The sequence below is a fragment of the Rubinisphaera margarita genome (assembly GCF_022267515.1).
Taxonomy (GTDB): domain Bacteria; phylum Planctomycetota; class Planctomycetia; order Planctomycetales; family Planctomycetaceae; genus Rubinisphaera; species Rubinisphaera margarita.
In genome coordinates this window covers 22,432-48,238 of the sequence record NZ_JAKFGB010000022.1, presented here as the reverse complement: position 1 = coordinate 48,238, position 25,807 = coordinate 22,432, and the positions used below count along the sequence as shown (strand labels likewise).

The 25,807-nt window shown below is 58.3% G+C and carries 20 protein-coding genes; 10 read left to right on the top strand and 10 right to left on the bottom strand.

Annotation, left to right across the window (positions count from 1 at the left end; all coding sequences use genetic code 11):
• Positions 1–247 precede the first annotated feature (247 nt).
• Positions 248–1,366, bottom strand: coding sequence for an FtsW/RodA/SpoVE family cell cycle protein (locus tag L1A08_RS21480; RefSeq protein WP_238758645.1), 1,119 nt, complete (start codon positions 1,364–1,366; stop codon positions 248–250).
• Between the two features lie 289 nt (positions 1,367–1,655).
• Here L1A08_RS21480 and L1A08_RS21475 point away from each other — a divergent pair, with 289 nt between their 5' ends.
• Positions 1,656–2,213 carry a hypothetical protein gene (locus L1A08_RS21475; RefSeq protein ID WP_238758644.1) on the top strand — a complete coding sequence of 186 codons (558 nt, stop codon included), beginning with the start codon at positions 1,656–1,658 and terminating at the stop codon, positions 2,211–2,213.
• Here L1A08_RS21475 and L1A08_RS21470 read toward each other — a convergent pair.
• Positions 2,210–3,442 (bottom strand): polysaccharide pyruvyl transferase family protein, encoded by a 1,233-nt coding sequence (locus L1A08_RS21470; protein WP_238758643.1) that lies wholly within the window; start codon positions 3,440–3,442, stop codon positions 2,210–2,212. The genes L1A08_RS21475 and L1A08_RS21470 overlap by 4 nt on opposite strands.
• Positions 3,443–3,641: 199 nt before the next feature.
• On the opposite strand from L1A08_RS21470, the gene L1A08_RS21465 reads away from it, so the two are divergent.
• Positions 3,642–4,184 (top strand): hypothetical protein, encoded by a 543-nt coding sequence (locus tag L1A08_RS21465; RefSeq protein WP_238758642.1) that lies wholly within the window; start codon positions 3,642–3,644, stop codon positions 4,182–4,184.
• A gap of 47 nt (positions 4,185–4,231) precedes the next feature.
• Here L1A08_RS21465 and L1A08_RS21460 read toward each other — a convergent pair whose 3' ends face one another.
• The 3 genes from L1A08_RS21460 to L1A08_RS21450 all read right to left on the bottom strand — a co-directional run bounded on the left by L1A08_RS21460 (position 4,232) and on the right by L1A08_RS21450 (position 6,877).
• On the bottom strand, positions 4,232–4,648 hold the full coding sequence (locus L1A08_RS21460) for a hypothetical protein (protein ID WP_238758641.1): 417 nt from the start codon (positions 4,646–4,648) through the stop codon (positions 4,232–4,234).
• Positions 4,641–5,198, bottom strand: a complete 558-nt coding sequence (locus tag L1A08_RS21455; RefSeq protein WP_238758640.1) for an RNA polymerase sigma factor — start codon at positions 5,196–5,198, stop codon at positions 4,641–4,643. Before L1A08_RS21455 ends, L1A08_RS21460 begins: the two co-directional genes overlap by 8 nt.
• Positions 5,199–5,440: 242 nt before the next feature.
• Positions 5,441–6,877 carry a sulfatase-like hydrolase/transferase gene (locus L1A08_RS21450; protein WP_238758639.1) on the bottom strand — a complete coding sequence of 479 codons (1,437 nt, stop codon included), beginning with the start codon at positions 6,875–6,877 and terminating at the stop codon, positions 5,441–5,443.
• A gap of 269 nt (positions 6,878–7,146) precedes the next feature.
• Between L1A08_RS21450 and L1A08_RS21445 the strand changes: the two genes are divergently transcribed.
• The 3 genes from L1A08_RS21445 to L1A08_RS21435 all read left to right on the top strand — a co-directional run bounded on the left by L1A08_RS21445 (position 7,147) and on the right by L1A08_RS21435 (position 10,136).
• Positions 7,147–8,088, top strand: a complete 942-nt coding sequence (locus L1A08_RS21445; RefSeq protein WP_238758638.1) for a TIM barrel protein — start codon at positions 7,147–7,149, stop codon at positions 8,086–8,088.
• A 139-nt stretch (positions 8,089–8,227) separates the two neighbouring features.
• Positions 8,228–8,707: a hypothetical protein gene (locus L1A08_RS21440; RefSeq protein WP_238758637.1), complete on the top strand. Its 480-nt coding sequence runs from the start codon at positions 8,228–8,230 to the stop codon at positions 8,705–8,707.
• A 124-nt stretch (positions 8,708–8,831) separates the two neighbouring features.
• Positions 8,832–10,136, top strand: a complete 1,305-nt coding sequence (locus tag L1A08_RS21435; protein WP_238758636.1) for an O-acetylhomoserine aminocarboxypropyltransferase/cysteine synthase family protein — start codon at positions 8,832–8,834, stop codon at positions 10,134–10,136.
• A gap of 1,943 nt (positions 10,137–12,079) precedes the next feature.
• On the opposite strand, the gene L1A08_RS21430 is transcribed toward L1A08_RS21435, so the two are convergent.
• Both L1A08_RS21430 and pyk read right to left on the bottom strand, forming a co-directional pair.
• Positions 12,080–12,481, bottom strand: coding sequence for a DnaJ family domain-containing protein (locus tag L1A08_RS21430; protein WP_238758635.1), 402 nt, complete (start codon positions 12,479–12,481; stop codon positions 12,080–12,082).
• Positions 12,482–12,502: 21 nt separating this feature from the next.
• Positions 12,503–13,960 carry a pyruvate kinase gene (gene pyk, locus L1A08_RS21425; RefSeq protein ID WP_238758634.1) on the bottom strand — a complete coding sequence of 486 codons (1,458 nt, stop codon included), beginning with the start codon at positions 13,958–13,960 and terminating at the stop codon, positions 12,503–12,505.
• A gap of 346 nt (positions 13,961–14,306) precedes the next feature.
• Between pyk and L1A08_RS21420 the strand changes: the two genes are divergently transcribed.
• Entirely contained in the window at positions 14,307–15,905 is a 1,599-nt protein-coding gene (locus L1A08_RS21420) for a serine/threonine protein kinase (protein ID WP_238758633.1), read from the top strand.
• Between the two features lie 73 nt (positions 15,906–15,978).
• Positions 15,979–16,533 (top strand): hypothetical protein, encoded by a 555-nt coding sequence (locus L1A08_RS21415; RefSeq protein ID WP_238758632.1) that lies wholly within the window; start codon positions 15,979–15,981, stop codon positions 16,531–16,533.
• Positions 16,534–16,598: 65 nt separating this feature from the next.
• On the opposite strand, the gene dusB is transcribed toward L1A08_RS21415, so the two are convergent.
• Complete coding sequence (gene dusB / locus L1A08_RS21410) at positions 16,599–17,723, bottom strand: tRNA dihydrouridine synthase DusB (RefSeq protein ID WP_238758631.1); 1,125 nt, start codon at positions 17,721–17,723, stop codon at positions 16,599–16,601.
• 83 nt (positions 17,724–17,806) lie between these two features.
• Here dusB and L1A08_RS21405 point away from each other — a divergent pair, with 83 nt between their 5' ends.
• Together L1A08_RS21405 and L1A08_RS21400 are read left to right on the top strand one after the other, a co-directional pair.
• On the top strand, positions 17,807–18,532 hold the full coding sequence (locus L1A08_RS21405) for an SDR family NAD(P)-dependent oxidoreductase (RefSeq protein ID WP_238758630.1): 726 nt from the start codon (positions 17,807–17,809) through the stop codon (positions 18,530–18,532).
• A gap of 175 nt (positions 18,533–18,707) precedes the next feature.
• A complete protein-coding gene (locus L1A08_RS21400; protein ID WP_238758629.1) occupies positions 18,708–19,511 on the top strand; it encodes an enoyl-ACP reductase FabI in 804 nt (267 codons plus the stop codon).
• 73 nt (positions 19,512–19,584) lie between these two features.
• On the opposite strand, the gene L1A08_RS21395 is transcribed toward L1A08_RS21400, so the two are convergent.
• Positions 19,585–20,697, bottom strand: a complete 1,113-nt coding sequence (locus tag L1A08_RS21395) for a WD40 repeat domain-containing protein (protein ID WP_238758628.1) — start codon at positions 20,695–20,697, stop codon at positions 19,585–19,587.
• 434 nt (positions 20,698–21,131) lie between these two features.
• Between L1A08_RS21395 and L1A08_RS21390 the strand changes: the two genes are divergently transcribed.
• Positions 21,132–21,710, top strand: a complete 579-nt coding sequence (locus L1A08_RS21390) for a hypothetical protein (RefSeq protein ID WP_238758627.1) — start codon at positions 21,132–21,134, stop codon at positions 21,708–21,710.
• Positions 21,711–21,736: 26 nt separating this feature from the next.
• Here the strand turns inward: L1A08_RS21390 and hrpA are convergent, their stop codons facing one another.
• A complete protein-coding gene (hrpA, locus tag L1A08_RS21385) occupies positions 21,737–25,687 on the bottom strand; it encodes an ATP-dependent RNA helicase HrpA (RefSeq protein ID WP_238758626.1) in 3,951 nt (1,316 codons plus the stop codon).
• Positions 25,688–25,807 lie beyond the last annotated feature (120 nt).

Below are 25,807 nucleotides of genomic sequence, written 5' to 3'. Positions count from 1 at the left end.
TTCAACCCGCGAGCTCCTCGTTGTGGTTAGGCCCTCGGTGATTGTTCGTCATGCGGAACTGAAATCGCACTGCTGGGCAAGCCAGCAGTGGCACCCTCTGGCTGACAACATCCGGTAGGCAAACTGGGAGAGACGCCTTTGTCTGGCTGGCAGCAACGTACTGATAGCTGGTGCGGGGAAGCCGCGGGTGGGAGTAGAGATGCTCGTGATTGCATAGGGCACGGTCACCGCGTCCGCACAGCGGACCCTACTGGAGTGGAGTCTTTTTTGGTTCGCGGGTCAGGTTCAGAATGAGGGCGAAGGCGATCATTGTCGCCAGCAGATTACTGCCGCCGTAGCTGAGCAAAGGATGCGAGATCCCTTTCGGAGGGAGTAGCGAGGTGACGACGCAGGCGTTGATGACCGCCTGAAGCACGATGCCGGCGAGGAGTGTGCCGGCCAGGGCGAATCGTTCTCGATCTTCGATCACGCGGCTCACGAGTCGGACGCCGCAGATGAAGAGCAGAATCCACAGGCCGATTGTTGCCAGCGTTCCGACGAGGCCGAGTTCTTCTCCGATGACCGCGAACACGAAGTCGGTGTGCGATTCCGGGAGGAAGCTCAACTTCTGCAGGCCGCGTCCCGGGCCGGTGCCCCACAGTCCGCCGGAGCCGATCGAGAGCAGCGACTGTTTCACCTGATACTGGGCATTCTCCCAATGACCAAGGGCATCGAAGTAGGAAGCCAGTCGCTGGAGTTGATACGGTCGAAACATCATCATTCCGCCGAGGACCGGGACAATGCTCGCACAGCCGAGTGCAAACAGCCAGATCGGATAGCCGGCCAGGAACAGGAAGCAGGCTCCCATCGTAAAGACGAGCACCGACGTGCCCAGGTCGGGCTGTAGGGCAATCAGGATCGGAGCAAACAGCAATGCGCAGAACGCCAGCGTCGTTCGCAGTTTCTTCCAGCCGGGACGGGTTTCGCGCAGCAGCCAGGCCAGGAGAAGTGGCAGGGCGATCTTCATCAGTTCGGATGGTTGCAGCGAGACGGGACCGAGTCGAAACCAGCGGCGGGCTCCATTCACTTCCGAACCGATGCCAGGAATGAGGACGAGGCCCAGCAGAGCCGTGACGGCCAGAAAACACCCGGGGGCAGATCGCATCACCCAACGCGTCGGGATTTGGGTGAGAACAAGAAAGACGCTGCCCGCGACGGTCAGAAAGATCAAATGCTTCTGCAGGAATCCGGTTCGCAGTTCGAGCGTGCGCGTGGCCCCGGTGGAGGAGAAGACCATCATCGTTCCCAGCCCGAGCAGCGCCACAATCGCGATGAGGAATCCCTCTCGCGCCAGCGATTGCTCCGGCTGTGTTCCGACTGTCGACACGTCTGCTGCCACTCCTGTTCTGAACGGGATTCCTCCTGGATCAGCATCGTCCGGCGTCCCGTTCGCAGACCACTTTTCTCCGTGCAGTCGGGAGAACCGGCGTAATGAGGCGGGGAGGCAATGTGCCGGTCGTTTGTGCTCTGCAGAATCTAACGATTGCCGTTCCGCGATCCGGCTCGCGGAGCCATGAACAGACGATGACTATTTGACAGAACCATTCCCGCGAGTTTATAGAAAACGGAGCGCCCCGCTCTTCCGATTGTTCAGTTCCCGAATGAAAGAGGCCGCCATGAAACTTTCAGCCCTCCCCGCCGTCCTGCTTTGCTTGACGATGACTGTTCCGGCAATGGCTCAAAGTGCCACCCGGTCCGGAGCGTCTCTGTTCGGCAACCGATCGGCTCCGTCTGACGACGCGCCCGCTCCGCCCCCCGTGGAAGAGAAAAAGCCGACGGCTGCTCAGCAGGTTTACCTCGATCACCTGACCGAGCTGGGACTCGACCCGCGTGTCGATGAGGATGGCGATATTCACTATGTCGATGAAGGGATCGACTGTTTCATTATCATCGACAACGACGACGAGCAGTTCTTCCGGCTGGTCGCTCCCGGAATCGTCAAGCTGGGACTCTTTGACAACATCGGGGCCACGGACGATATCGAAGTCGTCTGCCGCAGCGTGAAATGTGCCAAGGGGATGATCGTCGACAACCACGTCTGGATCAGCGTCGAGAGCTTCTTCGAATCACGGGAAGACTTCGCCAAAGTGTTCGACCGCTGCCGCGGCAGCCTGGCCCTCGGCGTCGAGACGTTCCTTGAAATCTATGAGCCGGTCAAGAACGACGACAACTAGCTCGGCACCCCGACCGAAACGCCGACCTGTTCGACCATCGACTTCTGAATCGCCGCGACTCGCTTCCGGGCAGCCGCGGCTTTTTCTTTGGCCGCTGCCGGATTCTTCGCAATGGCGAGCACGGTTTCCGCCACGCGGCTGCGGTCCTCGGCGGAATCGAGATCGAACAGCCAGTCATTCAGGCCGATGTCCCGCCACATGAAGCCTTTGCTGGTCTGCTCGGCGAAGCGGCAGACCACAGCCGGGATCCCATTGCCGACGCACATGATGGGCGAATGCATCTCCATGCCGAACAGTCCGGCCGATCGACGATAGGTGCTGATCGCTTCGTCGGTGAGCCAGTAGTTCTCCCGCCAGACGACCCGTTCGCGAATCTTCGGCGGGAGTTTATCGTAAAGGTTCACCTTGCCGACTTCCATCTGCGACATGTCTTCCGGGCAGAGCAGCACCTTCATATCGGTCTGGGTAACCACCTGCGTGATCGCTTCGAGGATCGGCGCGTGGTCCTGTTCTTTCATCTCTTCATTGCGACGATGCCGGGCTTCGTCGAAGGAGCGATCCTTGATCTTCCAGTACGGTGTGTATCGCAGCCGGGGAATACAGCACATGAACTTGCCGGGCTGAAGATCATGTTCGGCCAGAAACTTCTCGGCGGCCTCATCGTTGGCGATGTCGACGGCGAACGCTCCGTCCGGTCCGAACTTCATAATCGGAGCCTTGATCTCGACCCCTTTCGCAAAACCGAGCGAGACCGAATCGCGGAAGAAAACGAAGTCAGCCGAGGACAGCAGCGTGACCAGTTTCTCATCGGCCGAGCCGAGCGTAATGCCGAAAACGCCGAACGGCTTGCCGGTCTCGTCCTTCCACCGCTGCACATCCCGCTGAGCAACGAGCGACGGCCCCGAACCGTGGAGCAGGAAGTCGCACTGCTTGAGCAGTTCGTCGACATCCGGCCCCCGATGAACGATACGCACATTCGGAAAGCGAGCTTCCAGCAACTCCCGCACGCCGTTGCGAACATCGCTGGCCCACAACGTCACCTTCGCTTCCGGAAGATGCTCCTCCAGCAGCGCGAGTACGCCCGGCGTGTGAGCAATGTCGCCAATGTTGACCGTCTGCCACGAAGACCGCAGCAGCACATGCGGCTGCGTCTTGTCGGCAGCGGCAAGTCGAATCTGGGAACACAGAGCAGCCCCGAGGCTGGAGGCGAGGAAGGTTCGTCGTTTCATGGCGGGATGTCGTTATCGAAAGAGGAATGAAGTCTTCGTTCCGATCATAAACGACAAGCCGGGGTGATCGAAGGTCTGCTGGGAAAAAGGTGCGTGGAAACCTACGGCAGGCATTCGGATCGTGGAGAGATCCCGCACGAATCGACCGTGACAGCGAGCGATCCCCGTTTACGATGAGCGTAGTGACGAATGTCTCTCAATGTTTGCGTTTACGTTCAAAGCGGAAGGTCTCATCATGTCTCGACAGCGAAACATCGCCGCCTGTCTGTCTGTGCTTTTCATGACTCTGGCTGGAAGCAGCCTTGCTGCGGATGCGGTCCCTTCAGACGAGCGGCGGCTGGAGCGGCTCATTCTGCAGGTGAATGAACGGGTCGCAGCCGAGTACGGGGTGCTCAAACCGGAGCCGATTACGAAGGAACGCGTCTTTGAGGCAATCGAGGTCGCGATCGAGCGGATCGCGGAAAGCGACAAACACGACCGTCGAGAGATCGTTCGGGCATTGCAGCGGGTTCTGGCTGAGGAGAGCCTGCCGGACGGTTACAACTTCTACCTCAGTCCCACTTCGCATGGCTTCAAACCAGAGGTTCTGAAAGAGGGGGAGCTCTCGAAGCGGAGGGTGACGCTGAGCTACTACCTGTCGGTGCCGGTCGCCGTCGGCCGAGTGACGACGCAACCGGCCCGGCTGTGGTCGCTCAGCCAGCGGTTCACGATCGTTGAAAACGAACACGATCTGGGTGAGTAGCTGAGCGAGCCTCGCGGTGTAGCAACTGGTCATCCGGCTTAAGTTTATTATCGTTCGGCCAGCTTCCGATTGATCTCGGCGACCTGGGTCTGGAGTTCGGTGATCATCGAGAGCTGCAGGTCGTACTGGGCCCGTTTGAGGAGCGGTCGGTATCGAGCGCTGTAGACGCCGCTGAAGACTGCGGCCAGGAACATCGAGAACATGCCAATGCCGCTCCACAGCGGGAGCACCCACGGGTACTCGGTGAGGCGGAACGCTTCGATAATAAGGACTGCGGGGAAACACAGGATGAGAACGCCCGCGGAGATCCACATGGCCTTTTGAAGCTGCCGGGCCCGTTTTTCCAGATGGCTGATTCTGTTCTGCAGTTGCATGCGAAACTCCTCGTAGTTGAAGTTCGAGGTCGTGGCGTCCTGTGCCAGAAGTTGTTCCCGCTTGAATGCTGGCGAGTGCGTCTCATTCACCGCACTGCTCCTTTACGATTTTCAGTAACGCGGCCCGGGCATAATGCAGCCGGGATTTGACGGTGCCGAGTGAACACGAAATGACTGAGGCGATCTCGTTGAGCTCCAGGTCTTCGAGAAACCGCAATGTCAGGATTTCCCGATGGGGGACGGACAACTCCTGAAGAGCCCGGTGCACCAGTTCGATGTTTTCAAGGAGTTCAACGTCATCGACCGGCTCAGCCGAAACGGTGGTCTCATCGACCCGTTGAAACGCTGCGGCTTCGCGACGACTCTTCTTGCGAATCTGATTGACCGCGACATCGTGTGCGATCTTATAGAGCCAGACGCGAAAGGCCTCGGGAGCTCTGAGATCGGGCAGCTTCATGTAAACCCGCAGCCAGACATCCTGCAGCAGATCGGCCGCTTCGGCTGGCTTCGTAAACCGGTGCAGGTAATAGAGCAGTCGTCGCTCGTACTGTTGAACCAGCCACTGAAAAGCCACCTCATCGCGAGCCTGCGCCTGCATGACGCGGAGCTTTTCGGTCAGGGCTTCGTCGTGTTCGTTCATGTCTGTGTCGGCATCAGTTCACGTCATCGAACGAGTGTCTCCCGGAATCCGGAGTTCAAAAGGATTCCAGAAGAGAAGCCGTCAGCGGAGAGAGAAAGGTTCAACGGGAACCGGGGAGTTTCCGGAACTTGATGAGTTCCGTTCTGGTGCCCTGTCAATCGAAAGACAAAGGGAGTGCCTCTTTCGTGTGGCACTGACAGAGACAGTGGGACACGAAATCCGTTCGGCCGACATTCTTGCCGCTACTTGTTCAGGCGGGAGCGGTATTCCCAGCGGTTCTTCCAGTCGTCGAGGTACGGGGCGTACTCCTCGGTTTCGGTCCAGGTGCGTGGTTCGGGAGTCGGGGGATCGACCTTGCCGGCGGGATAGTCTTTCCCGGCGATGCTTCGTTCGACGGAGGCAACCCAGTCGTCGAGTTTCTGCTTCAGTTGTTGTGAACTCGGCTTCCCGTCTTCGTAGATGTCTTTCTCTTCATGCGGATCAGCGGCGAGGTCGTACTGTTCGATTGAAATCTCTTTTGCTTTCTTCGGCTTCACGTACATGATCTTCTGGTTGTTGTCGATCAGGGCGGTGTTGCCAAGGCACTGGAAGCCGATCGGCTGGTCGCGCTGTTGATGGTCTTCGGTGAAGAGCTTCGTCAGGCTGATGCCATCGAGCGGCTGCAGATGCCATGAGTCCGGCAGACTGAGCAGGTCGGAGATCGTCGGAGCAATGTCCATCGTGCAGGACGGGAACGTGCTGACGCGGCCGGCGGGAATCCCGGCAGGCCATTCGATGACACAGGGAACGCGGAGTCCACCTTCGTAGAGGGAGCCTTTGAAGCCCCGCAGACCGCCAACCGTTTCGGGCTTGATCTTGGGAAGTCCGCCGTTGTCGCTGCAGAACCAGAACAGCGTCTCGTCCTGGATGCCGAGATCTTTCAGACCGCTGCGCAGCGTGCCGATACTGCGGTCCATGGCGACGAGCTCTCCGTAATGATTCCGCGATTGTTCATCGAGATCCTGAAACGGCTCCCCGTCTTTCTCGGACGCCTTGAACGGGCTGTGTGGGGTGCCGTACCAGATCACGGTGAAAGTCGGCTTCCCGCTCTTCACCTGTTTGCGGATGAATTTCAGGGCTTCGTCGACGACGACTTCGGACGAGTCGCCGATGTGATCCTCAAACTTGCCCATGCGGCTCATGAGCGGATCGCGATCGAAGAAGTTGGTGACCGACAGCCAGTGATCGAAGCCGAATTGGCCGGGGCTGTAAGGATCGTCTTTCAGAATGGGAGCCCCCGGGCCGCGATAGCCATCGAGGTGCCATTTCCCGAAATGACCGGTCGCGAAGCCGGCTCCATTCAGAGCCTCGGCAATGGTCGGCTCCTGCTGCCGGAGAGCGTAGCCGTGGCTTTCGACGCCGGTTCGCATGTTCGTTCGCCCGGTCAGCACAGTGGCTCTGGTCGGAGAGCAGACGGGAGCCCCGGCGTAAAAGCGGTCGAGTCTCAGGCCATTGGCGGCCATCGCGTCGAGATTGGGCGTTTTGAGAATCGGATGATTGAAGTATCCGGTCTGTCCCCAGCCCATGTCGTCGGCCATCACGAGGACAACGTGTTTGGGGCGTTCCGCCGCGGCGTCGGGGGTGAAGAGGAGAAACTGGCAGAGTCCAAGGAGCAGGGCGAAAGCAGACGCGAGTCTCATCAGGCGGCATTCCTCTCAGGCAGGTGGAATGAAGTGTGGCCGAACGCCAGAGCATTCGTTGTACATCGATCAGCGGTTGTTTACGAGTGACCCGGCTGGTTCAGGAGGTGCGAGCAGTTAGTTCCGGGCAGAACTCGCGGCGTGAATTGGCATCTTTGTGAAGGGAACGCGGGCGTTGAATTGTTCCGGCTGCGGTCGTTTCGTATGCTCAGAGGCTTGTGATTCCCCAACGAAATGTTGTTGCCGTTTTATCTTCTGGAGAGAGTTTGATGTCAGTTTCACGCCGTCAGTTTCTGCAAACCTGTTCTGCTGTGGGAGCCGGTCTGCTGTTGCCGGGAATTCCCTCGGCTTTCGCAGCCGCCAAGTCGCAGGAATTCAAGATTTCGCTGGCACAGTGGTCGCTGCACAAGGCCTTCTTCGACGGCAAGCTCGATCCGCTCGATTTCGCCAAGACGGCCAAACAGGAATTCGGCATTACCGGCATCGAGTACGTCAACCAGTTCTACATGGACAAGGCGACGGACGAGAAGTACCTCAAAGAACTCAAGTCGCGAGCTGAGGGCGAAGGTGTGACCAGCCTGCTCATCATGGTCGACCGTGAGGGCAACCTCGGTGATGCCGACGAGAAGAAGCGAACTCAGGCGGTTGAAAACCATCACAAGTGGGTCGACGCTGCGAAGTTCCTGGGCTGTCATTCGGTTCGCGTGAACGCGGCCAGCAGCGGCACCTATGAAGAACAGATCGATCGGGCCGCCGATGGTCTGAGCCGTCTCACGGAATACGCTGCTCCGCAGGGACTGAATGTGATCGTGGAGAATCACGGCGGACTCTCCTCCAGTGGAGCCTGGCTGTCGAGCGTGATGAAGAAGGTCGACAACCCCCGCTGCGGCACCCTGCCCGACTTCGGCAACTTCGCCATCGATCGCAACAAGGATATCTGGTACGACCGTTATCAGGGCGTCGAAGAACTGATGCCGTTCGCGAAGGCTGTCAGCGTGAAGACGCACGACTTCGTCGACGACCAGCCGTTCATGACCGTCGACAGCCGCTTCAACAAGAAGACCGACATTCTGCGGATGATGAAGATCGTTAAAGCGGCCGGCTACTCCGGATACTGCGGCATCGAGTACGAAGGGAAGGAACTCGACGAGTACGCCGGCATTCGCAAGTCGAAGGAAATGCTCGAGAAGGCGATTGCCGAGCTGGGCTAAGTTCGCTGAAGAAGGAATCGGAAAAGGAGTGCCCCGGCCGTTTCGAGGGCCGGGGCGCGACTGAAAACGTCGGCATCCGATGGGAGTTCGGCCCAGCGATCCTGCTTTCTCGAATAATAGCTTCACAGCCGGAGACCGCATGGAGCCCGATTTTGAATGTGAAGTCTGGGATCAGGACGGTCCCGACCATTTTTCGTCATATGTTCACGGAGCGTTCATGGTCATCGCAGTTGCCTGCGTGGCCGCAAACCAGGTTTCGGATGTCGGATCACTCCTTGTTTTGTCGATCTGGTTTGGCCTGTGCTACCACGGCTGGATTCGTGGGCTTAGAGCAGAACGAGAATTCTCATCTGACCGCATTGTGGTCGAAGGTGGGTGTCTGAAGCACAATTTTCGATATACGGTTTCGCAGAGCGAGTTCTCAAAGATTCCGATTGAGAGTGTCCAACTCATGAAAGTACATTTCGGCGAGCCGATTTCAGTGGAACTAATTGGTGAGTTTGAGTCGGAACTGTTCTGGCTCCCTAATGAGGACCAGGTTAGACGCTTAGAGCGGACACTTCTGGAATTGAACCCGAAGATTGTGGTTCAGAATCAGCGACTTGTTTCCAACATCTAACCTGCCCATTCACTGGTTGAATTGCGTTTCTCACAAGTCCCTAGTCGCAGAAATCTCTTCAACTCAATGCTATCCGAGTTGTCGAACCTAAACTTCTTGTCTAACACCAACGAAAGCTGACACCATGAGTGAAGAACCGAATTACGGTCCCGACACGCTTTGCCTCCACGCCGGGCAGGTGCCTGATCCGACGACCAATTCCCGAGCCGTGCCGATTTATCAGACGACGTCTTACGTCTTCAACGATACCGACCACGCCGCTCGACTGTTCGGATTGCAGGAGTTCGGCAACATCTACTCGCGGCTGATGAATCCGACGTGCGATGTGCTGGAGAAGCGTCTGGCTGCTCTGGAAGGCGGTTCGGGGGCACTGGCGCTGGCCTCCGGTTCATCGGCTGTGACTTACTCCATCCTGAACATTATGGGAGCCGGGAAGAACGTTGTGTCGTCGTCGAGCTTGTACGGCGGAACCTACAACCTGTTCCACTACACGCTGCCGAAGCTGGGCATCGACTGCAAGTTCGTCGATCAGACCGATCCGTCGAGCTTCAAGGCGGCGATCGATGACAACACCCGGGCTATTTTCGTCGAAACCGTCGGGAATCCTCGCGCCGATGTCCCGGATATCGAAGCGATCGCCAAGATTGCTCACGATGCCGGCATTCCGCTGATCGTCGATAACACGACCGCGTCGCCGTACCTGTGTCAGCCGTTCAAGTGGGGAGCCGATATCGTCGTGCATTCCTGTACGAAGTTCATTGGCGGTCACGGCACCACGATCGGCGGAATTCTCATCGAGAAGGGAGACTTCCCCTGGGATAACGGAAAGTTCCCCGAACTGACCGAGCCGGAGCCGAGCTATCACGGTATGAAGTTCTTCGAAACTTTCGGCCCGATGAACATGGCCTACATCATTAAAGCTCGCACGCAAATTCTGCGCGACACCGGAGCTTCGATGAGTCCGTTCAATGCGTTCCAGTTCCTGCAGGGGCTCGAAACGCTGCACCTGCGGATGCCGCGGCATAGCGAGAATGCTCAGAAGGTCGCCGAATTCCTCGACGATCATCCCAAGGTCTCGTGGGTGAATCACACCGGACTGAAGTCGCACGCCAGCTACGAGCTGGGCAAGAAGTATCTGCCACGCGGTTGCAGCTCGGTCTTCGGCTTCGGCATTGCCGGCGACTCTCCGGAACAGCAGCGTGAGAAAGGGATCAAGCTGATCAACAGCGTGAAGCTGTTCTCGCACCTGGCCAACATCGGCGATGCGAAGTCGCTGATCATTCATCCGGCGAGCACAACGCACCAGCAGCTTTCGACCGAAGAGCAGCTTTCGACCGGCGTCCGTCCCGAGTTCGTCCGACTTTCCGTCGGGATCGAAGACATCGACGACATTATTGGCGACCTGAAACAGGCTCTGGATCAGATCTGATCGACGGCCTGTGAGGTCATAATCCGATCAACCGGTGAAAGCCGTACAGCATTGAGCTGTGCGGCTTTTTCTTTTTCGACGCACTTCTCGATTTCGCTCGGGAATCGCCTCAAGGTTCGAGCGAAAAACGAAGACGATTCGATGCGGCAATTGTCCGGAAGCCCTTATTTTCAGGGGTTTTGCGTTCGGTGTGAAATGGGGTAAATCGCGTCGAGGTTATCACCTGGATAAGCAAGACGATGCGTCAAAATTCGTTACGGAATGGCAGCCGGAGACGTCCGAAATTCTCTATGTCGACGGCAATAACCTGACTGTGGTGTCTGCCGACGAGTGAGCCGGATCCTTCCGGGATTCGGACCTGAAATGGAATGCGGCCTTCGGGCAGCAGAGGTGACCGGACAGAAGAACTATCACCAGTCTTACCAGGTTAACGAGACGGTAATAGCCCATCTTTCTGTCGCTTGCGGGCTTCTTCGAGATCGGCACCTTCGCAAACGGTTTCAGGCAACAGGTGAATCAGGCAGGCGTTCTTCTTCCTGCTGCATGTCTTCAGTGATTGACAGCAATGATGATGACCGGACTTGCGATATCGAACATTGTTCCCCGGAAACGAATTGAATTCCGGCAGTCCTTCTGTGTGCACACGCGGTTGGACATGTGTGGTGGTCTGCCGGAATGCGGTTCAACCGTCATAACCGGAACAACCGGTATCTTGAGCCTGCGATCCTGTTCACTTCAGAGTTTGGACAATTTCGAGCGGTGTCTGCGTGAAGCATCGCCGAAATACATTGACAGGTTTGCCCGTTACTTTCCGTGTCGAGTGAATTGATATCTGACTGAACCTTTTGGGAGTGTCCCCGGAGTCAATACTCAATTCGCGACGATGTCCTCAGAAAAGAGTTCGAGGAGAATTCAAATGAAAAAGACTATCTGTTTCGCTGCTGCCATGATGCTGTGTTGTATGAGCTTCGCTGACGCTGAAGCTGGCCTGTTCAAGGGTCGTCTCCTGAAGAAGTGTCGTAGCTACGTCGATTGCTGTGCTCCTTCCTGCTGCTGCCCGGAAGATTACTGCGTCGATGATTGCTGCGTTCCTTCTTGCTGCTGCCCAGACGTCTGCTGCGACGATGCTTGCTGCCCGACTTGCTGTGCACCTTCTTGCTGCTGCCCGGACGTCTGCTGCGATGACAGCTGCTGCAACACCTGCTGCGCTCCGACTTGCTGCTGCCCGGACACCTGCTGTGACGACGCTTGCTGCCCGAGCTGCTGTGCTCCGAGCTGCTGCTGCCCACAGGAAAAGTGCTGCGTTCCTAGCTGCTGTGCTCCGAGCTGCTGCTGCCCGGACGTCTGCTGCGACGACGCTTGCTGCCCGAGCTGCTGTGCTCCCAGCTGCTGTGCACCGCACTGCTGCAACTAGTTTGACGCAGTCGTGAGACTGTTGAAAACAACACGGCTTCAGGCCGAATGAGAATCTGGAAGGTGAAGAAAGTCCCCTCTTTCTTCACCTTCTTTTTTTATGCGCGGTCCACTCCTGCGCCTGAGATATTATCAGCCACTCTTATCCCGTCGCGTTAGAGCAGTTTACTTTTTGGTGTGACCGTTCGGTCCGCGAAAGAAGCAGCGTTTCAGGCGATTCAACGCTCATTCGCGGACATACGGTAGAGCGATCCGCTCTAGTCAGGAAGCAGCGTCGAAGTTCCCTCACTGACGTTTCAGGTTAGGATGGCAACCCCGCCCGGCTGCCTCCCACCCAATAATGTTCAACACGTTAGTCGCCTTCCAACAAGACAGGCACGCTGTCAAGTTCCCTCGCCCCGGGGGGAGAGGGTTAGAGGGAGGGGGAATTGCGTGTGGCGTGCTTCGGAGGCCGATACTTCCGAACTGAGTAAGATCGTCGCTGGATGATCTCCCCTCATGTTCGCAGTCAACTCAGCTGGCCTGCCTGTCTACGTCACGATACCCGCTCGCCACTGAGCGACGACGTTCTCTTCGTCCACTTCCGTGAGCAGGGTGGTCGGGCCATCGGCGGCTGAAAAATGGGCTGCGCGGACTTTCTCGTTCAGCTGGCGAATTCGCGTGCGGAGTTGTGCTTCACTCGAGAACGAATCGAGCGACTCCATCAGCTTCTCGATCTCGAGCTTCACCTGCAGACGTTCGGGAAGCAGGTTGAAGTTCTCGCGTCGCAGCTTGTCTCTGATCCACCAGTTCTCGTCGCGAGACTTGTTGAGACCGGGGATCGGTTTGCCGAGGCCGGGCAGGTTCGCAAACTCACCGCGAGCTTCGGCTTCACGAATCAGCCGGTCGGCAAACGCTTCGTAACTTTCGTGGGGCGTTTTCTTCTCCTGCATGTCGCTTGCCCTCGGGGGGGATCAGCGGACGACATGAACGACCATCATGTCGTGACCTTCTGCTCCCCATTCGGTGTCAGAAATCATGACGAGTCTGCTGCCGGACTTGAGCAGGTTTCGCTCCTGTCCCCAACGCACGGCAAAATCGAGGATCGCTTTCGCTTCCTGTTCGACGACATCGTTCTGAACCGGAATCACGCCCCAGTACAGACACATTTTAGCTGCGGTGACTCTGCTGTTCGTGATCGCGAGCAGAGGAATGCTGCTCCGCTGCCGCGAGATGGCCAGCGCCGTGCGCCCCGTTCGTGTGCAGAGCACCATCAGGTCGGCATGCAGATGCTCGGCGACCGTGCACGCGCCCAGCGTGACGGCTTCAGTGACGACCAGGGCCCGATTCTTTGATTCCGTTTTCCAGTCGACATCGCCCCGCAGCGGGACTTCGTCTTCGGTGCAGCGGACGATGTTGTCCATCATTGCGACGGCTCGCTTGGGATACTTTCCGACCGCGGTTTCGCCGGAAAGCATGACGGCGTCCGTTCCATCAAGAACCGCGTTGGCCACGTCGGCGGCTTCCGCTCGCGTCGGAAAAGGTTGCTCTTCCATACTGTCGAGCATTTGCGTGGCCGTGATGACCGGGATGCGACGTTCGTTGCAGTGGCGGATAATCTGTTTCTGCAGAATCGGCAGCCAGGCGATGTCGGACTCGACCCCCAGATCGCCGCGCGCCACCATCACGCCATCGCAGACTTTGGTGATCGCTTCGAGTTCCCGAATCGCTTCGACCTTTTCGATTTTGGCGATCAGCTGAGGTTCGTAACCGGGGTTGTGAGATTTGACGAGCTCGCGCAGTTCAATCAGGTCATTGGCTTCGCGAACGAAACTCAGCCCGAAGAAGGTCAGCTGATGCGACAGTCCCCAGGCGAGATCTTCCTTGTCCTTTTCCGTCAGGCAGGGGGTCCGTAGTTTGGCTCCGGGAAGATTGATTCCCTGTCGCGAGCGGATCATTCCCGGCCGGTCCACCTGGCAGACGATATGACTGTCGTCGGGCTTCTCGACCACGTGCATTCCGACCGTCCCATCCGCCAGGAGAATCACGTCGTCGACATTGAGATCGTCGATCAGATGCTCATACGTGGATGTCAGTTTGACGCCGTCGAACTCCACATCGCCCTTCACGAACTCGAATCGCTGGCCCATGGGGCAGTCGACGCCGTCGGCCGGGAGCTCTCCGAGACGGATCTTCGGCCCGGCCAGATCCCCGAGGATGCCGATCGGCTGTTGCATTTCGACGGAGATCGCACGGATTTTCTCAACGATCTCCCCGAGCCAGTCGTAGTTGCCGTGGGCGAAATTGAGCCGGAAGACGTCGACCCCGGCGGCAACCAGTTCCTGCAGTCGTTCACGCGACTCAATGGCGGGACCCACCGTGGCGATGATTTTAGTTCGCGCCTGCTGTCCGTGAGGGTGAACGAATTCCATGAAACAGCCACCTTTGTTCTCGGGTAGTAGATAATACTCTGAAGAAGTCGCTGCCGGTGCCGCCGACCCAAACAGGCTTATGCTATCTGTCTGGGCAGATATTCGCGAGAGATTTCGGGGCCGGGCGAGATGAGATCAATACATCTAATCCTGTTGAAGTTGACGGGTTTACGTCCAGAAATCCTCGAAGGTTAACGGCAGACATGTCTCCGGGACCGGTTTTCTGTAAGATTGTTATTGAGACACGGTCTCTCGCGACTTAGTTTATGCGGACAGTCTTTAGGACTGTGCGAATTTCCAGACGACCCGCGACTCGTCCAGCCTACACCCGGAATCACGCGACAGAATGAGTTCCACGGATCACGATCAGAACGATGAGTCTCAGGACTCCGGCCTTGAATCTGCCACCCAGGTTTCGCCTTCCACGAGTTCGACTTCGAGCCCCGCTCAGGATCTGTCTGGAGTGGTTCTGGGTGAGTTTCGTCTGCTCCGTCGCCTCGGCAAGGGGGGCATGGCCAATGTCTATCTGGCGGAACAGACCGCACTGAACCGGCACGTCGCGGTGAAAGTGATGAAGTCGGATCTGGTTTCGGATGAGACCTATCTCGATCGCTTCAAGACCGAAGCGATGGCCGCCGCGAACCTGAATCACGTCAACATCGTGCAGGTTTATACGATTGGCGAGGCGGACGGCTACCACTACATCGCCCAGGAATACGTTCAGGGAATGAACCTGCGCGATTTTATCCGTCGCAAAGGGCCACCCGAACTGCCCGTTGCGCTGCACATCATCCGGCAGATCGCCTCGGCTCTGCAGAAGGCCGGAGAAGCCGGTATCGTTCACCGCGATATCAAGCCGGAAAACATTCTGATCAGCCGCAAAGGTGTGGTGAAAGTCGCCGACTTCGGACTGGCTCAACTCACTCTGGGCGGCGAACGGATGCACCTGACTCAGGAAGGCGTGACGATGGGCACGCCGCTCTACATGAGTCCGGAGCAGGTGAAAGGCAACAAAGTCGATCATCGCAGCGACCTCTACTCGCTCGGCGTCACGTGCTACCACATGCTTGCCGGACGACCGCCGTTCCGTGGACAGACAGCGATCGCCATCGCGATGAAGCAGGTGAATGCCCAGCCCGCTCCCCTGCATAAGCGGCGGCCCGATCTGCCGAAGCGGGTCTGCGATATGGTCCACAAGATGATCGCTAAGAAGACGACCGATCGGTACACCGACGCCGGCGAAGTGCTGCTGGAAATCCGCCAGATCATGCGGACGCTGCAGGGCTCGAAAGACGAAATCGCCGTCACGGCGTTCGAGGATTCGACCGGCAGCCTGAGTGAAGTGGTGACCCAGCCACGGACGAAGGCGGCTTCAGATTCCTCCGCGTTCAACTGGACACGCTACGTTCTGCTGGGATTGCTGTTCCTGATTGTCGGCGGTGGCCTCGGATGGTTCGCCCGGCCGCGACTGCCGCAGAATCCGCCGTTGCAGGCGACTCAGCGAAGCACGCCCCGCGAACAGTTCGCCGACGCCATGCTCGCCGGCAGCAGCGAAGATGCGTGGAAGGCGCTCCGCGAATTTCATCGCACGTCGGAAGAACGCTGGCGAGCCGAAGTGCGGCTGGCGATTCTGTATCTCAATCAGGGGCGCTACGACGAAGCCGGCAAGATCTTCGAAAACTTCATCGAGCAGGGAGCAGCCGACAAGTTCAATCTCGTCCCCGTTGGCTTTGCAGGGCGAGCCGTGATTGCCTCGCTCAAACGGGACTACGCGACTTCCGATCGGATCCTCTCGGAGAACTCTCAGCGGATCACCGAACACCTCGACGGACCGATGAAACCGCTCGTGCAGGAAACGGTTCGCCAGAATCAGGCTCACCTTGAGAAGCCCCGCATCACGCTGGAGAAACTCTTCCCGGAAGAGCTGCCGACGCAAGAATCGTAACGTATTGACAGTGCCTGTCTGTGCATGTAAGTTACTGGGGACCATTCTGCGGGCATTTCCAGGAGGTTCTCTCATGCGAATGACATCGACTGTACTCACTCTTTGCGGAGCCATTCTCTTTTCCACGAATTCTCTGTTCGCACAATTCGGCGGAGGTGGCTTCACCGACTTCGTCCCGGCTGAACAGCCTGCTGGCCTGGGCATGCCGGTCTCGACAATGGGGATGATGATCGTGATTGCCGAGTCGGGGGACCGAGCCGGGGCCCTCAGCGTGGAACGCGGAGAGTGGAAAGGCGTGAAGCTCGATTCGCCGCTCAAATCACCGGGCAGCTATATCGTCGGCCAGGGTGTCGCGGTAATTCACACCCAGAAATCGCTCTATGCCTTCGGTGGGAAACAGGGGCAATGGCGACGGCTGGAACTGCCGGAAGACGCGCAGGGACAACCGAGTGTGTCTCACAACCTCGCCCAGTATAGAAATGGGGACATGCTCTATACGTTCTGCAGTGATTCGACGTTCTGGAGCGGGATTAACATGAAGACCGGCGAGATCTGGAAAGACCCCTCCATGCGTGAACTCGAGATGCGGAGTGAAGACGTAGAAGCGGTCGAGGACGTCGCCGAGTAGGCGCTTCCCTTTCCCCAGGTATACCCGGTTGATGGCGTCAACCTTGTTCTACGAGCGTTCGACTGCTACCAGCGTTCGACGGGGCCTGCTGGAACCGGGACCTGGAGTTCGGGGAGGAGGCCGGTTTTGGAGCCTTCGATCGGGCCGGCATCTGCGATTTCCTGCATCGCTTCCAGGAACTCCTCTCGCGTGGAGGCCTTCTGCACGAGTTCGCGGCGTTTCGCTTTCACGCGCATGGCCTTCAAGTACCAGTGAACCGTGCGGCGGTAGGCGATCAATGCGCTTTCCGGGCCATCGAGTTCCTCCAGGTAGCGGTACTGCTTCATCACGAGCTCGAGGCGTTCCAGGAAGTTGCCCGGCGGATCGTAGGAGCCGGTCGTTTCCCACTGGACGAGCTGCTTGAAGATCCACGGATTCGCCAGTGCTCCGCGACCGATGCTGACGGCCGTGCATCCCGTTCGTTCCAGCATCCGGGCGGCATCGGGGATCGAACGGATATCGCCGTTGCCGATGACCGGGATCGATTCGACCGCTTCGACCACGCGGCGGATGCCACCCAGATCGACGGAACCCCCGAAGCCCTGTGCACGCGTTCGGCCGTGGATGGCGACCGCTTTCACGCCGACCTTCTCGAACTCGCGAGAAAAGAACGGTGCTGTGAGCTTCGATTCATCCCAGCCGAGTCGCATCTTGACGGTGACCGGCAGCTTTGTTGCTTCGACCACCGTCTGGACCAGGCCGATGGTCTGGTCGGGGCTGCACATCATGCTCGCCCCTGCTCCGTTTTTGGTCACGTGATCGACCGGGCAGCCCATGTTGATGTCGATCGAATCGACGTTCCCGAGGTTCTCGATGTATTGAGCCGCGTCCCGCATGAAGGCGGGCTCGCTACCGAAAATCTGCACCGCGAACGGCGTGTCTTCCGGACAGGTGCGAATCAGTGCCAGCGACTTCGAACTTCCCGCGAGCAGAGCCCGCGAGTTGACCAGATCGCACGTCCCCATGCCGAGCCCGCCGCATTCGCGGACAACGCGACGGAATGGCAGATTCGTATATTTGGCCAGCGGTGAAAGGCTGTACCGGGACGGCAACTGGATCGATCCGATCGCAATCGGCGGCATCGGAGCCGGCTTCGGGTAATGGAAGCGGCCATCGATCAGTTCAGGCGTGGGAAGTTCGGAAACGCTCATGAGATCTTGGGCAGGTGGGAACTCGGAATGGCTTCAACTATAGTACGGGCGAAGACCACGCAGGAAGTATAAGGATTTCAACAGTGTCGAAAACCATCTTTATTACCGGCGTCAGTTCCGGGCTCGGCCACGGACTGGCAGAATACTACCTGGCGCAGGGACATACAGTCCTCGGCTGCAGTCGCAGACAGCCCGAAATCGAGGCCGGTTCCGGGGAATTCCGCTTTATCGCGGGCGATCTCAGTGATTTCGAGAGCGTACCGGCTCTCTTGGAAGACCTGTTCGATGGGGTCGAAAACTGCGATCTGGCAATTCTGAACGCCGGGATTCTGAGCCCGTTCGGCGACATGCAGGAAACTTCGCTGGACGACTGCCGGCGAGTGATGGATATCAATGTCTGGGCGAACAAGATCGTGCTCGACTGGCTGCTGCCGCGATTCCCGCAAATGCAGCAGGTGGCAGTGATCTCTTCCGGAGCAGCGGTCAACGGCAGTCGCGGCTGGAATGCTTATTCGATTTCGAAAGCAGCGGTTAATATGCTCACCCTGCTCTACAGTCGTGAAGGCGGCGACACGCATTTTTGTGCGATCGCTCCGGGACTGATTGCCACGCATATGCAGGATGTCCTGTGCAATCTGCCGGAAGATGAACGCTTTCCGACGCTCGAGTCGTTGAAGTCACGTCGCGGCACGCCGCAGATGCCGACAGGAGCCGAGTTGGCTCCGCGGATGGCTTCGGCTATTGAGAAGGCTCGGGATCAGGTGGAGTCGGGAGCGTTCTTCGATATTCGGAAAGTGGACTGGGCGTAGATTCGGCGTACCTGATGGGTAGCCCCGGTTGCTCCGCTACCGGGGCCGACGGAGTCGGCAAGAGGTCTTGTCCATCCGTTTTCATGAATATCGGTCGACGAGAGACCTCCTGTGGCTGCGCCACCCCCGTTGAATCAACCGGGGCTACCCTTACGTTAGAAGTGGAAACGAACTGATGGACTATCTGAAGCTTTCGGGCAAGAATTTTCTCGTGACCGGGGTCGCGAATCGCAAGAGCGTGGCGTGGCATACGGCGAAGCTGCTGGAAGAAGCCGGGGCGACGGTGATCTATTCGGTCCGTTCCGAACAGCGGAAGGAATCGCTCGCGAAGTTGCTGGCCGGCAAGCCGGTCTACATCTGCGATGTCGAACGGCAGGAAGAAATCGACCGGCTGCGGGATGAAGTAGCCGCCGAGTACGACGTCCTGCATGGCCTGGTGCATTCGATCGCCTTTGCCGATTACTCCAGTGGCTGGCTGCCGTTTCATGAGACGCCGCGAGCCGCGTTTCTGCAGAGTGTCGATATCTCCTGCTACTCGCTCATCGCGCTGGCGAATGCCTTCAAACCGATGTGGGACGAGGAGGCGAGCATCGTCACCGTTTCGATCTCAACGACACGGATGGCCGCCGAGAACTATGGCTTCATGGCTCCAGTGAAGGCGGCTCTCGATTCGACCGTCTGCTTTCTGGCGAAGTCGTTCTCGAAGTTCTCGCGGGTTCGGTTCAACGCCGTGTGCCCCGGGCTTCTGAAGACGTCCGCTTCTGCGGGGATTCCGGGGTATGTCGACAGCTACCTGCATGCCGAGAAGGCGACGTTGCGGAAAGCAGCCGTGCAGACTGAAGAGGTCGCCGATGCGATCGCGTTTCTGCTCAGCCCGCGGTCTTCGGGGATCAACTCGCAGGGGCTCGTCATCGATGCGGGGATGGGCACGAACTATTTCGATGAGAGTCTCGTACGGCCTGATCAGACTTCCGAGTAATCAGGCGTGACGAAAGAAAAAGGGCAGAGAACTCATTGAAGTTTTCTGCCCCCGAGCCCTGAGTGTTTCGTGGTTACAGCGAGATCGAGTGCATGGTGGCTCCGCTGTTGACGTCGGTCGCCGTGACCGTGGCGTCTGTCCGAGCGATGAACAGCAGCCGTCCATCACTGGAGAAGGTCAGGTCGTTTACTGCGCTTCCTCGTTGATCGAGAGCCAGGATCGTTCGTCCCGTTGAGACGTCCAGCAGCGTTACGATCGAAGATTCGCCGCCGGTGGCAATGATCGTGCCGGTCGGATCGCAGACGAGAGCTTTGATCGCGCCGTACTTGCTGACTGCGGTGATCCACAGATCTTCGAAGGTGTCCATCGAGATAGCGGAGGTTTCGCCGTTGAAGTGACCTGCGATCAGCAGTCGAGATGCCGCGACGATCTCAACACTGCGGAAGGATCGTGAATCGACCTGCTTCACGGTGTCGGCACCCGCTTCGATGGCGTACAGGCCGAACTGCGTGGCCGAGTACAGAGTCTGGGTTTCCGGATCACAGGCGATATCGAAGATAATCTGAGGGCATTCGACGGTTTTCACCAGCTCTCCGGAGAGGGTGCTCAGGATATCGACGGTGAAGACGTCCTGATGATCCGCGACTCCGGACCGGTCGCGACGGCAGGCGATCGCAATAAACTCGCCATTATTCATCAGGCAGGCGGCCGTCACTTCGGTGAGCTGAGGAACGAGAACCTGAGGGGTGCGGGAACGGAGGTTGAATCGGACCTGATACTTGTCCGTGTTGCCGCTGGCGATGACGATCGGACCGCGATGATTCCGAATCATCAGCTGGGCGTCAGCTGAGTCGAGGCCAAGCTGATTAATCTCTCCGCTGGTCAGGTTGATCTCGAACGACCGGCCCGAGATTCCTCGTGCGAGCAGGCTGTCTTCGCGGGCCGACAGTTGGATATTGAACACTCCACCCAGCGGGGCTTCCGCCACCGAGGTTCGAGGTTCCACGCCCTTGTTCTCCCACTGGAAGCTCTTGGCGTGGATGGAGTAATAGGTCGAAACACAGACGCCGAGAATGACCAGCAGGAACATCAGCGGCGATTTGCGGCGACGCTTGCGGGGAACGGCAACAGCCAGGAATGTCGAATCCTGGACTGAATGATCATCGGTCAAACGGTTAACCTTCATCGATTCGCTTTCAGGGTTCTGAAACTGTGCGGAACGCGAGCGCGAAATGGAATTTCAGCGCAATCGGCACAGTAAAAAGTCGCTTGGATGGCATCAGGGGAAGGATGTACGCAGCTGGTACAACGGCCTGATCGGTACAGTATGGCTTACATCAGCTTGTGGAGGCAGGAGCGAGGGAATCATACGACCGGAGGGAGGTTGTGGTCGGCAGCGCGATTGATTCCTCTCGACACACTATCTAACACCGAACAGGGGCTGTTTAGTTCCTGAAATTTCGCCGATCCGAGAAAAAAGTTCAAAATCAGCCCGGAATCCCCACTTGCGGCCCCCAGCCATCAACGAAGATCAATGGTTTCGTGGACTTTGCAAAGTCGATAGGATGAACCGCGACTCGATTTTTCGACCGTTCAACTCCAACTAGTGGGATGCAACCGATGAGATGGGCTCTGGCTGTCGTTGTCGCATCGATCGCGATGTATATGTGGGGCTACTTCTACTGGATGGCCAGTGGAATGCCGGAGCAGGGACTGCTTCCGGTCGTCGATGCGGCGGCCGCCGGAGAAGCGCTCGCGGAACATTTCCCTGAAGAGGGGGTCTACATGGTTCCCGGCCACGATCCGACCGTTGAGGGTTTCGAAGAACTGCACACCACCGGCCCGCTGGCGATGGTTTATCTGACTTCCGACGACGGTGCCCCGGTAATGGATTTCGGGATGATGTATGCCGGTTTCTGCCACATGCTGCTGACGTGCATCTTTTTGAGCATGCTGCTCGGGCTGACCTTCGGAGCCCTGCCGACTTTGTTCTATCGAATCCGCTTCTTCATCTTTGTCGGCTTTCTGTGCGCTTTCTATGTTCAGGCTGGGGAAGCCGTCTGGTGGCGCTCCCCCTGGAGCTGGCAACTCGTGACCGGTCTGTACGACTGGACCGCGCTGACGATCGGCGGAGCCGTGGTTTCGATGATTGCTCCCTTCCCCAGTTACACGCGGGATGAAAAGAACGACGCTTCCTGACCGTGTCGGCGAGGCTCCGGGCGGCCTCAGCGAGAAGCCTTCTTCCACTGACGGTCGAGTCGCTTTGGCGACACTGGCTGGGAGGTGCCGAGCTGCTGGGCGAACAGAGAGACGCGGTACTCTTCGACCATCCAGCGGTAATCGATTACCTCGGGATCGCCGGCTCGTTTGGACGTGACCGCCTCGATCAGCCGTTTCATATACGGTTCGATCTCGGCATGGTTCCGGCGATCCTTATCGAGGCCCGCGTTCTTGAGCTTCTCGCAGCGGACTTTCATGCCTTCCAGGAACCGCCCGTATTGTGCCAGGGCGGACCAGGGCTGAACGATCAGGACGCTTGCCGGGAAAAGCAGTTCGAACTGCTGCTTCAGGTCCTGCTTCGCATACGTCCAGGAGGGGGCGTTCAGGTCTTCGATCTCTTTGATCACCGCGCGGTAGGCGGCCACGATCGGGTTGATCACGGCGGCCACATCCTGCACGGCGATGGAGATCCGATTGCGGGCCACAGTGAGATACTGCTGATACTCGGCTGCGGTCCGGGGGATCTTCTGCTGAACGGCGCATGAACGTCTGGCGAGCAACAGCTGGAGTTGTCCTCGAATCTGCTTGAAGGGAGCGTGCACCGTGCTGAACAGTTCGAGTTGTTCCATCTTCGGAAAGTGATCGAGCTGATGCTTCAGCTTGCTCTGTGATTCAAGCAGGAACAATCGAATCAGCGCCTGACGGGTTTCAGCGGCTGCCTGCTCGGCATCTCCGCGGACCCGCAGATTGACGGAGCTGCCCGTATCGACCAGAGCCGGAAAGCCCTTCACCACGTAATCGCCCCGCGACAGCGTGATCTGTTCCGGGAATTCTTCGAACTCCCACTTCGTCAGCCCATCGCGATGCCATTTCGCCTCCCGGGCCAGTTCGTCCAGACCAGGGCCCTGAGGAACCGTCCGCGTTGCCGTCCCCGCTTTGGCGGGAGCTTTGGGAGCAAAACGGCGCTGCAGTTCAGTCAAATCGCGACCGCCCGCCAGGATCGCCCCTTGATCGTCAACGACGCGCAGGTTCATTCGCAAGTGTTCGGGCAGATCGGCCAGGTCGAAATCATTGATCGTGACGGACTCGCCCGCGATGCGTGTCAGCTTCTCGGCGACCGTCGGAAGAAATGCGCCCTGGCCGTAGGTGAGCGTGGCGGCGACATCCCGAGCTGTGTCTGGAGCCGGGACGAGCTTTGTGCGGAGGTTTTTGGGAAGCGATTTGATCAGTGCAGAGATCTTGTCCGCAACCAGTCCCGGAACGAGCCAGTCGAGCAAGGAGGGATGCAGTAGCGGCAACTGATCGGCAGGAACGGTTAGCGTGACGCCGTCCTCATCTTCACCCGGCTGCAACTGATAGGAGAGCGGCAGACGAAGATTCTCAAAGACGAGGGCATCGGGGTAGGCGCGGCGATCGAGTGTCTCTTCTTCCTTCGGTTTGAAGTCGTCGGGATCGAGGAACAGTCGCTGCGGTTCTTTCTGTTCGATCTCCTTCCGCCATTTTTCAAAGCGAGCCGCGTCGTAGCAGTCGTTCGGAATTCGCTCGTCGTAGAAGTCGATGACCATCTGCTCAAGCGTGCCGAAATCCTGCCGCCGGACTTTGGCCTGCTGCATCCGGGCGTCTTCAATGACCTTGAGATTGTGTTCGAGAAACTCGCCGTGCGTGTTGAACTCGCCCAGTGCCAGGCCGTCGCGGAGCATCAACTCCCGCGCCTGCACCGGATCAATGCGACCGAGCGGGACCCGTCGGCGGGGAATAATTGTCATGCCGTACAGCGAAACCCGCTCCCAGGTCATCGCGGCTCCCGCATCCTTCTCCCAGTGTGGATCGCTGTGTGTCAGCGAGACGAGATGCTTCGCCAGCGGCTCGATCCATGCCGGATTGATGCGGGCCACGGTGCGGGCATACCGCTGTGAGGTCTCGATGACTTCCGCCGACATGATCCACTTCGGCTTCTTCGCGAACAGTCCCGAACCGGGCCAGAGATATCGTTTTGTGCCGCCCGAGCCGGAGTACTCGTTCTTGTCATCGAAGAAGGCGACGTTCGACAACAGCCCCGTGAGCAGGGCCCGGTGAATTGCGTCTTCATTGCTGGCTTCAACGTTCCGTTTCTTGACCGGCAGTCCGGCTTCACGCACGAGTTGCAGCAGTTGCCGGTGGATGTCGCTCCACTCCCGCAATCGGTTCGCGTTCAGGAAGTTCTGACGACAGGCGTGACGAAACTTCGTGTTCGACAGATCAAGTTTGATCTTCTGATAGAAATCCCACAGTTTCAGATACGCGAGGAAGTCGGACGACTCGTGTTGAAACTGGGCATGGGCGGCATCGGCGGCCTGCTGGTGTTCGATCGGGCGGTCTCGGGGATCCTGCAATTCAAGCACACTGGCAATGATGAGGATCTCGTGGAGGCAGTTTTCGTCATGCCCGGCGAGAATCATCCGGCCAATGCGCGGGTCAACCGGCAGACGAGACAGTTGCCGCCCGATGTCTGTCAACTGCTGTTGATCGTCGATCGCTCCGAGCTCGAACAGTGTTTTGTAGCCGTCACGAATCATCCCGCCGCGAGGAGGGTCGAGAAACGGAAACTCCTCAATCGGCCCCAACTTCAGCGAGATCGTCTGCAGAATGACCGAAGCGAGATTGGTGCGCTGGATTTCCGGAGGCGTGAAGTCTTCCCGAGTATTGAAATCTTTCTCGGAATAGAGCCGAATACAGATTCCGGGCGAGATTCGACCGCAGCGTCCCTTTCGTTGATTGGCCGACGCCTGTGAGACAGCTTCAATAGGCAGCCGCTGCATTTTCGAGCGGGCGGAGTAGCGACTGATACGGGCCGTGCCCAGATCGATCACCGCTTCAATGCCGGGGACCGTGAGCGACGATTCCGCGACGTTCGTCGCGAGCACGATCCGCTGGCGGTTATGCGACTGAAAGATCTTCTGCTGTTCTTTCTCCGAAAGCCGCCCGTAGAGCGGAAGCACTTCCATGGGTTCGCTTGTGCCTCGCAGGCGGGTGAGATGACCACGGAGCACTTTGGCGGCTTCGCGGATCTCGCGTTCGGTTGGCAGGAACGTGAGAATGTCACCGGCAATTTCGCCAGTCAGTTCATCGACCGCCGCCGTGAGCGCTGTCCGCCAGTCGCCGTCTTCGTTGTCTTCATCTTTCTCGGGCGGTCGGTATCGCAACTCCACCGGATAGGTTCGACCCTCGACGTTGATCACGGGGGCGGGCTTGTCATCGATCGTGAAGTGCTCACTAAAGCGGGCGGCGTCAATGGTGGCCGACGTGATGATGAGTCGCAGCTCGGGGCGCTTCGGCAGAATGCGTTTGATGTACCCCAGCAGGAAATCAATATTCAACGACCGCTCGTGCGCTTCATCGATGATGATCGTGTCGTACTGGTTTAAAAACCGGTCGCTCTGCGTTTCGGCCAGCATCACTCCGTCGGTCATCAGTTTGACGAAGGTGTCGGGCTGTGTCGCGTCGGTGAAGCGGATCTTGAAGCCGACCTGCTGTCCCACCGAAGTGCCGAGTTCTTCAGCGATGCGCGTCGCGACCGATCGAGCCGCCAGGCGTCGGGGCTGCGTGTGGCCGATCAACCCGTAGATGCCGCGTCCCATCTGCAGACAGATCTTCGGCAGCTGAGTCGATTTTCCGGAACCGGTCTCGCCGCACACAATGATGACCTGATGTTCCTCAATCGCCTGCCGGATCTCGTCGATGCGGGAATCGATCGGCAGGTCGCCGGAGAACTTTGGTTGAGGCTGAGCCTTCTTCCGCAGTTCGGCCCGCTGCTTCGATCGCTCAAGTTGACTCACGACGCCGGCCAGTTCCTTGTCGAGGTCTTTACCGCCGCGAGACTTCTGCCGGAGATTGCGCAGTCGCTGCCGTAGACGATGCCGGTCGATGTACATCGTCTCGTCAAGTTGCGTTTCGTACTGGCGAAGGTTTAAGCTCATTCTGATTCAAACGTCTGTTGCGCGGAGACGTACCCGACAGGGTCGTCGATCGCGACTTGTCCTTCGTGTGACAGCTCCTGGAGTTCCCTCGTTCCCTGGGGGAGAAGGTCAGGGTGAGCG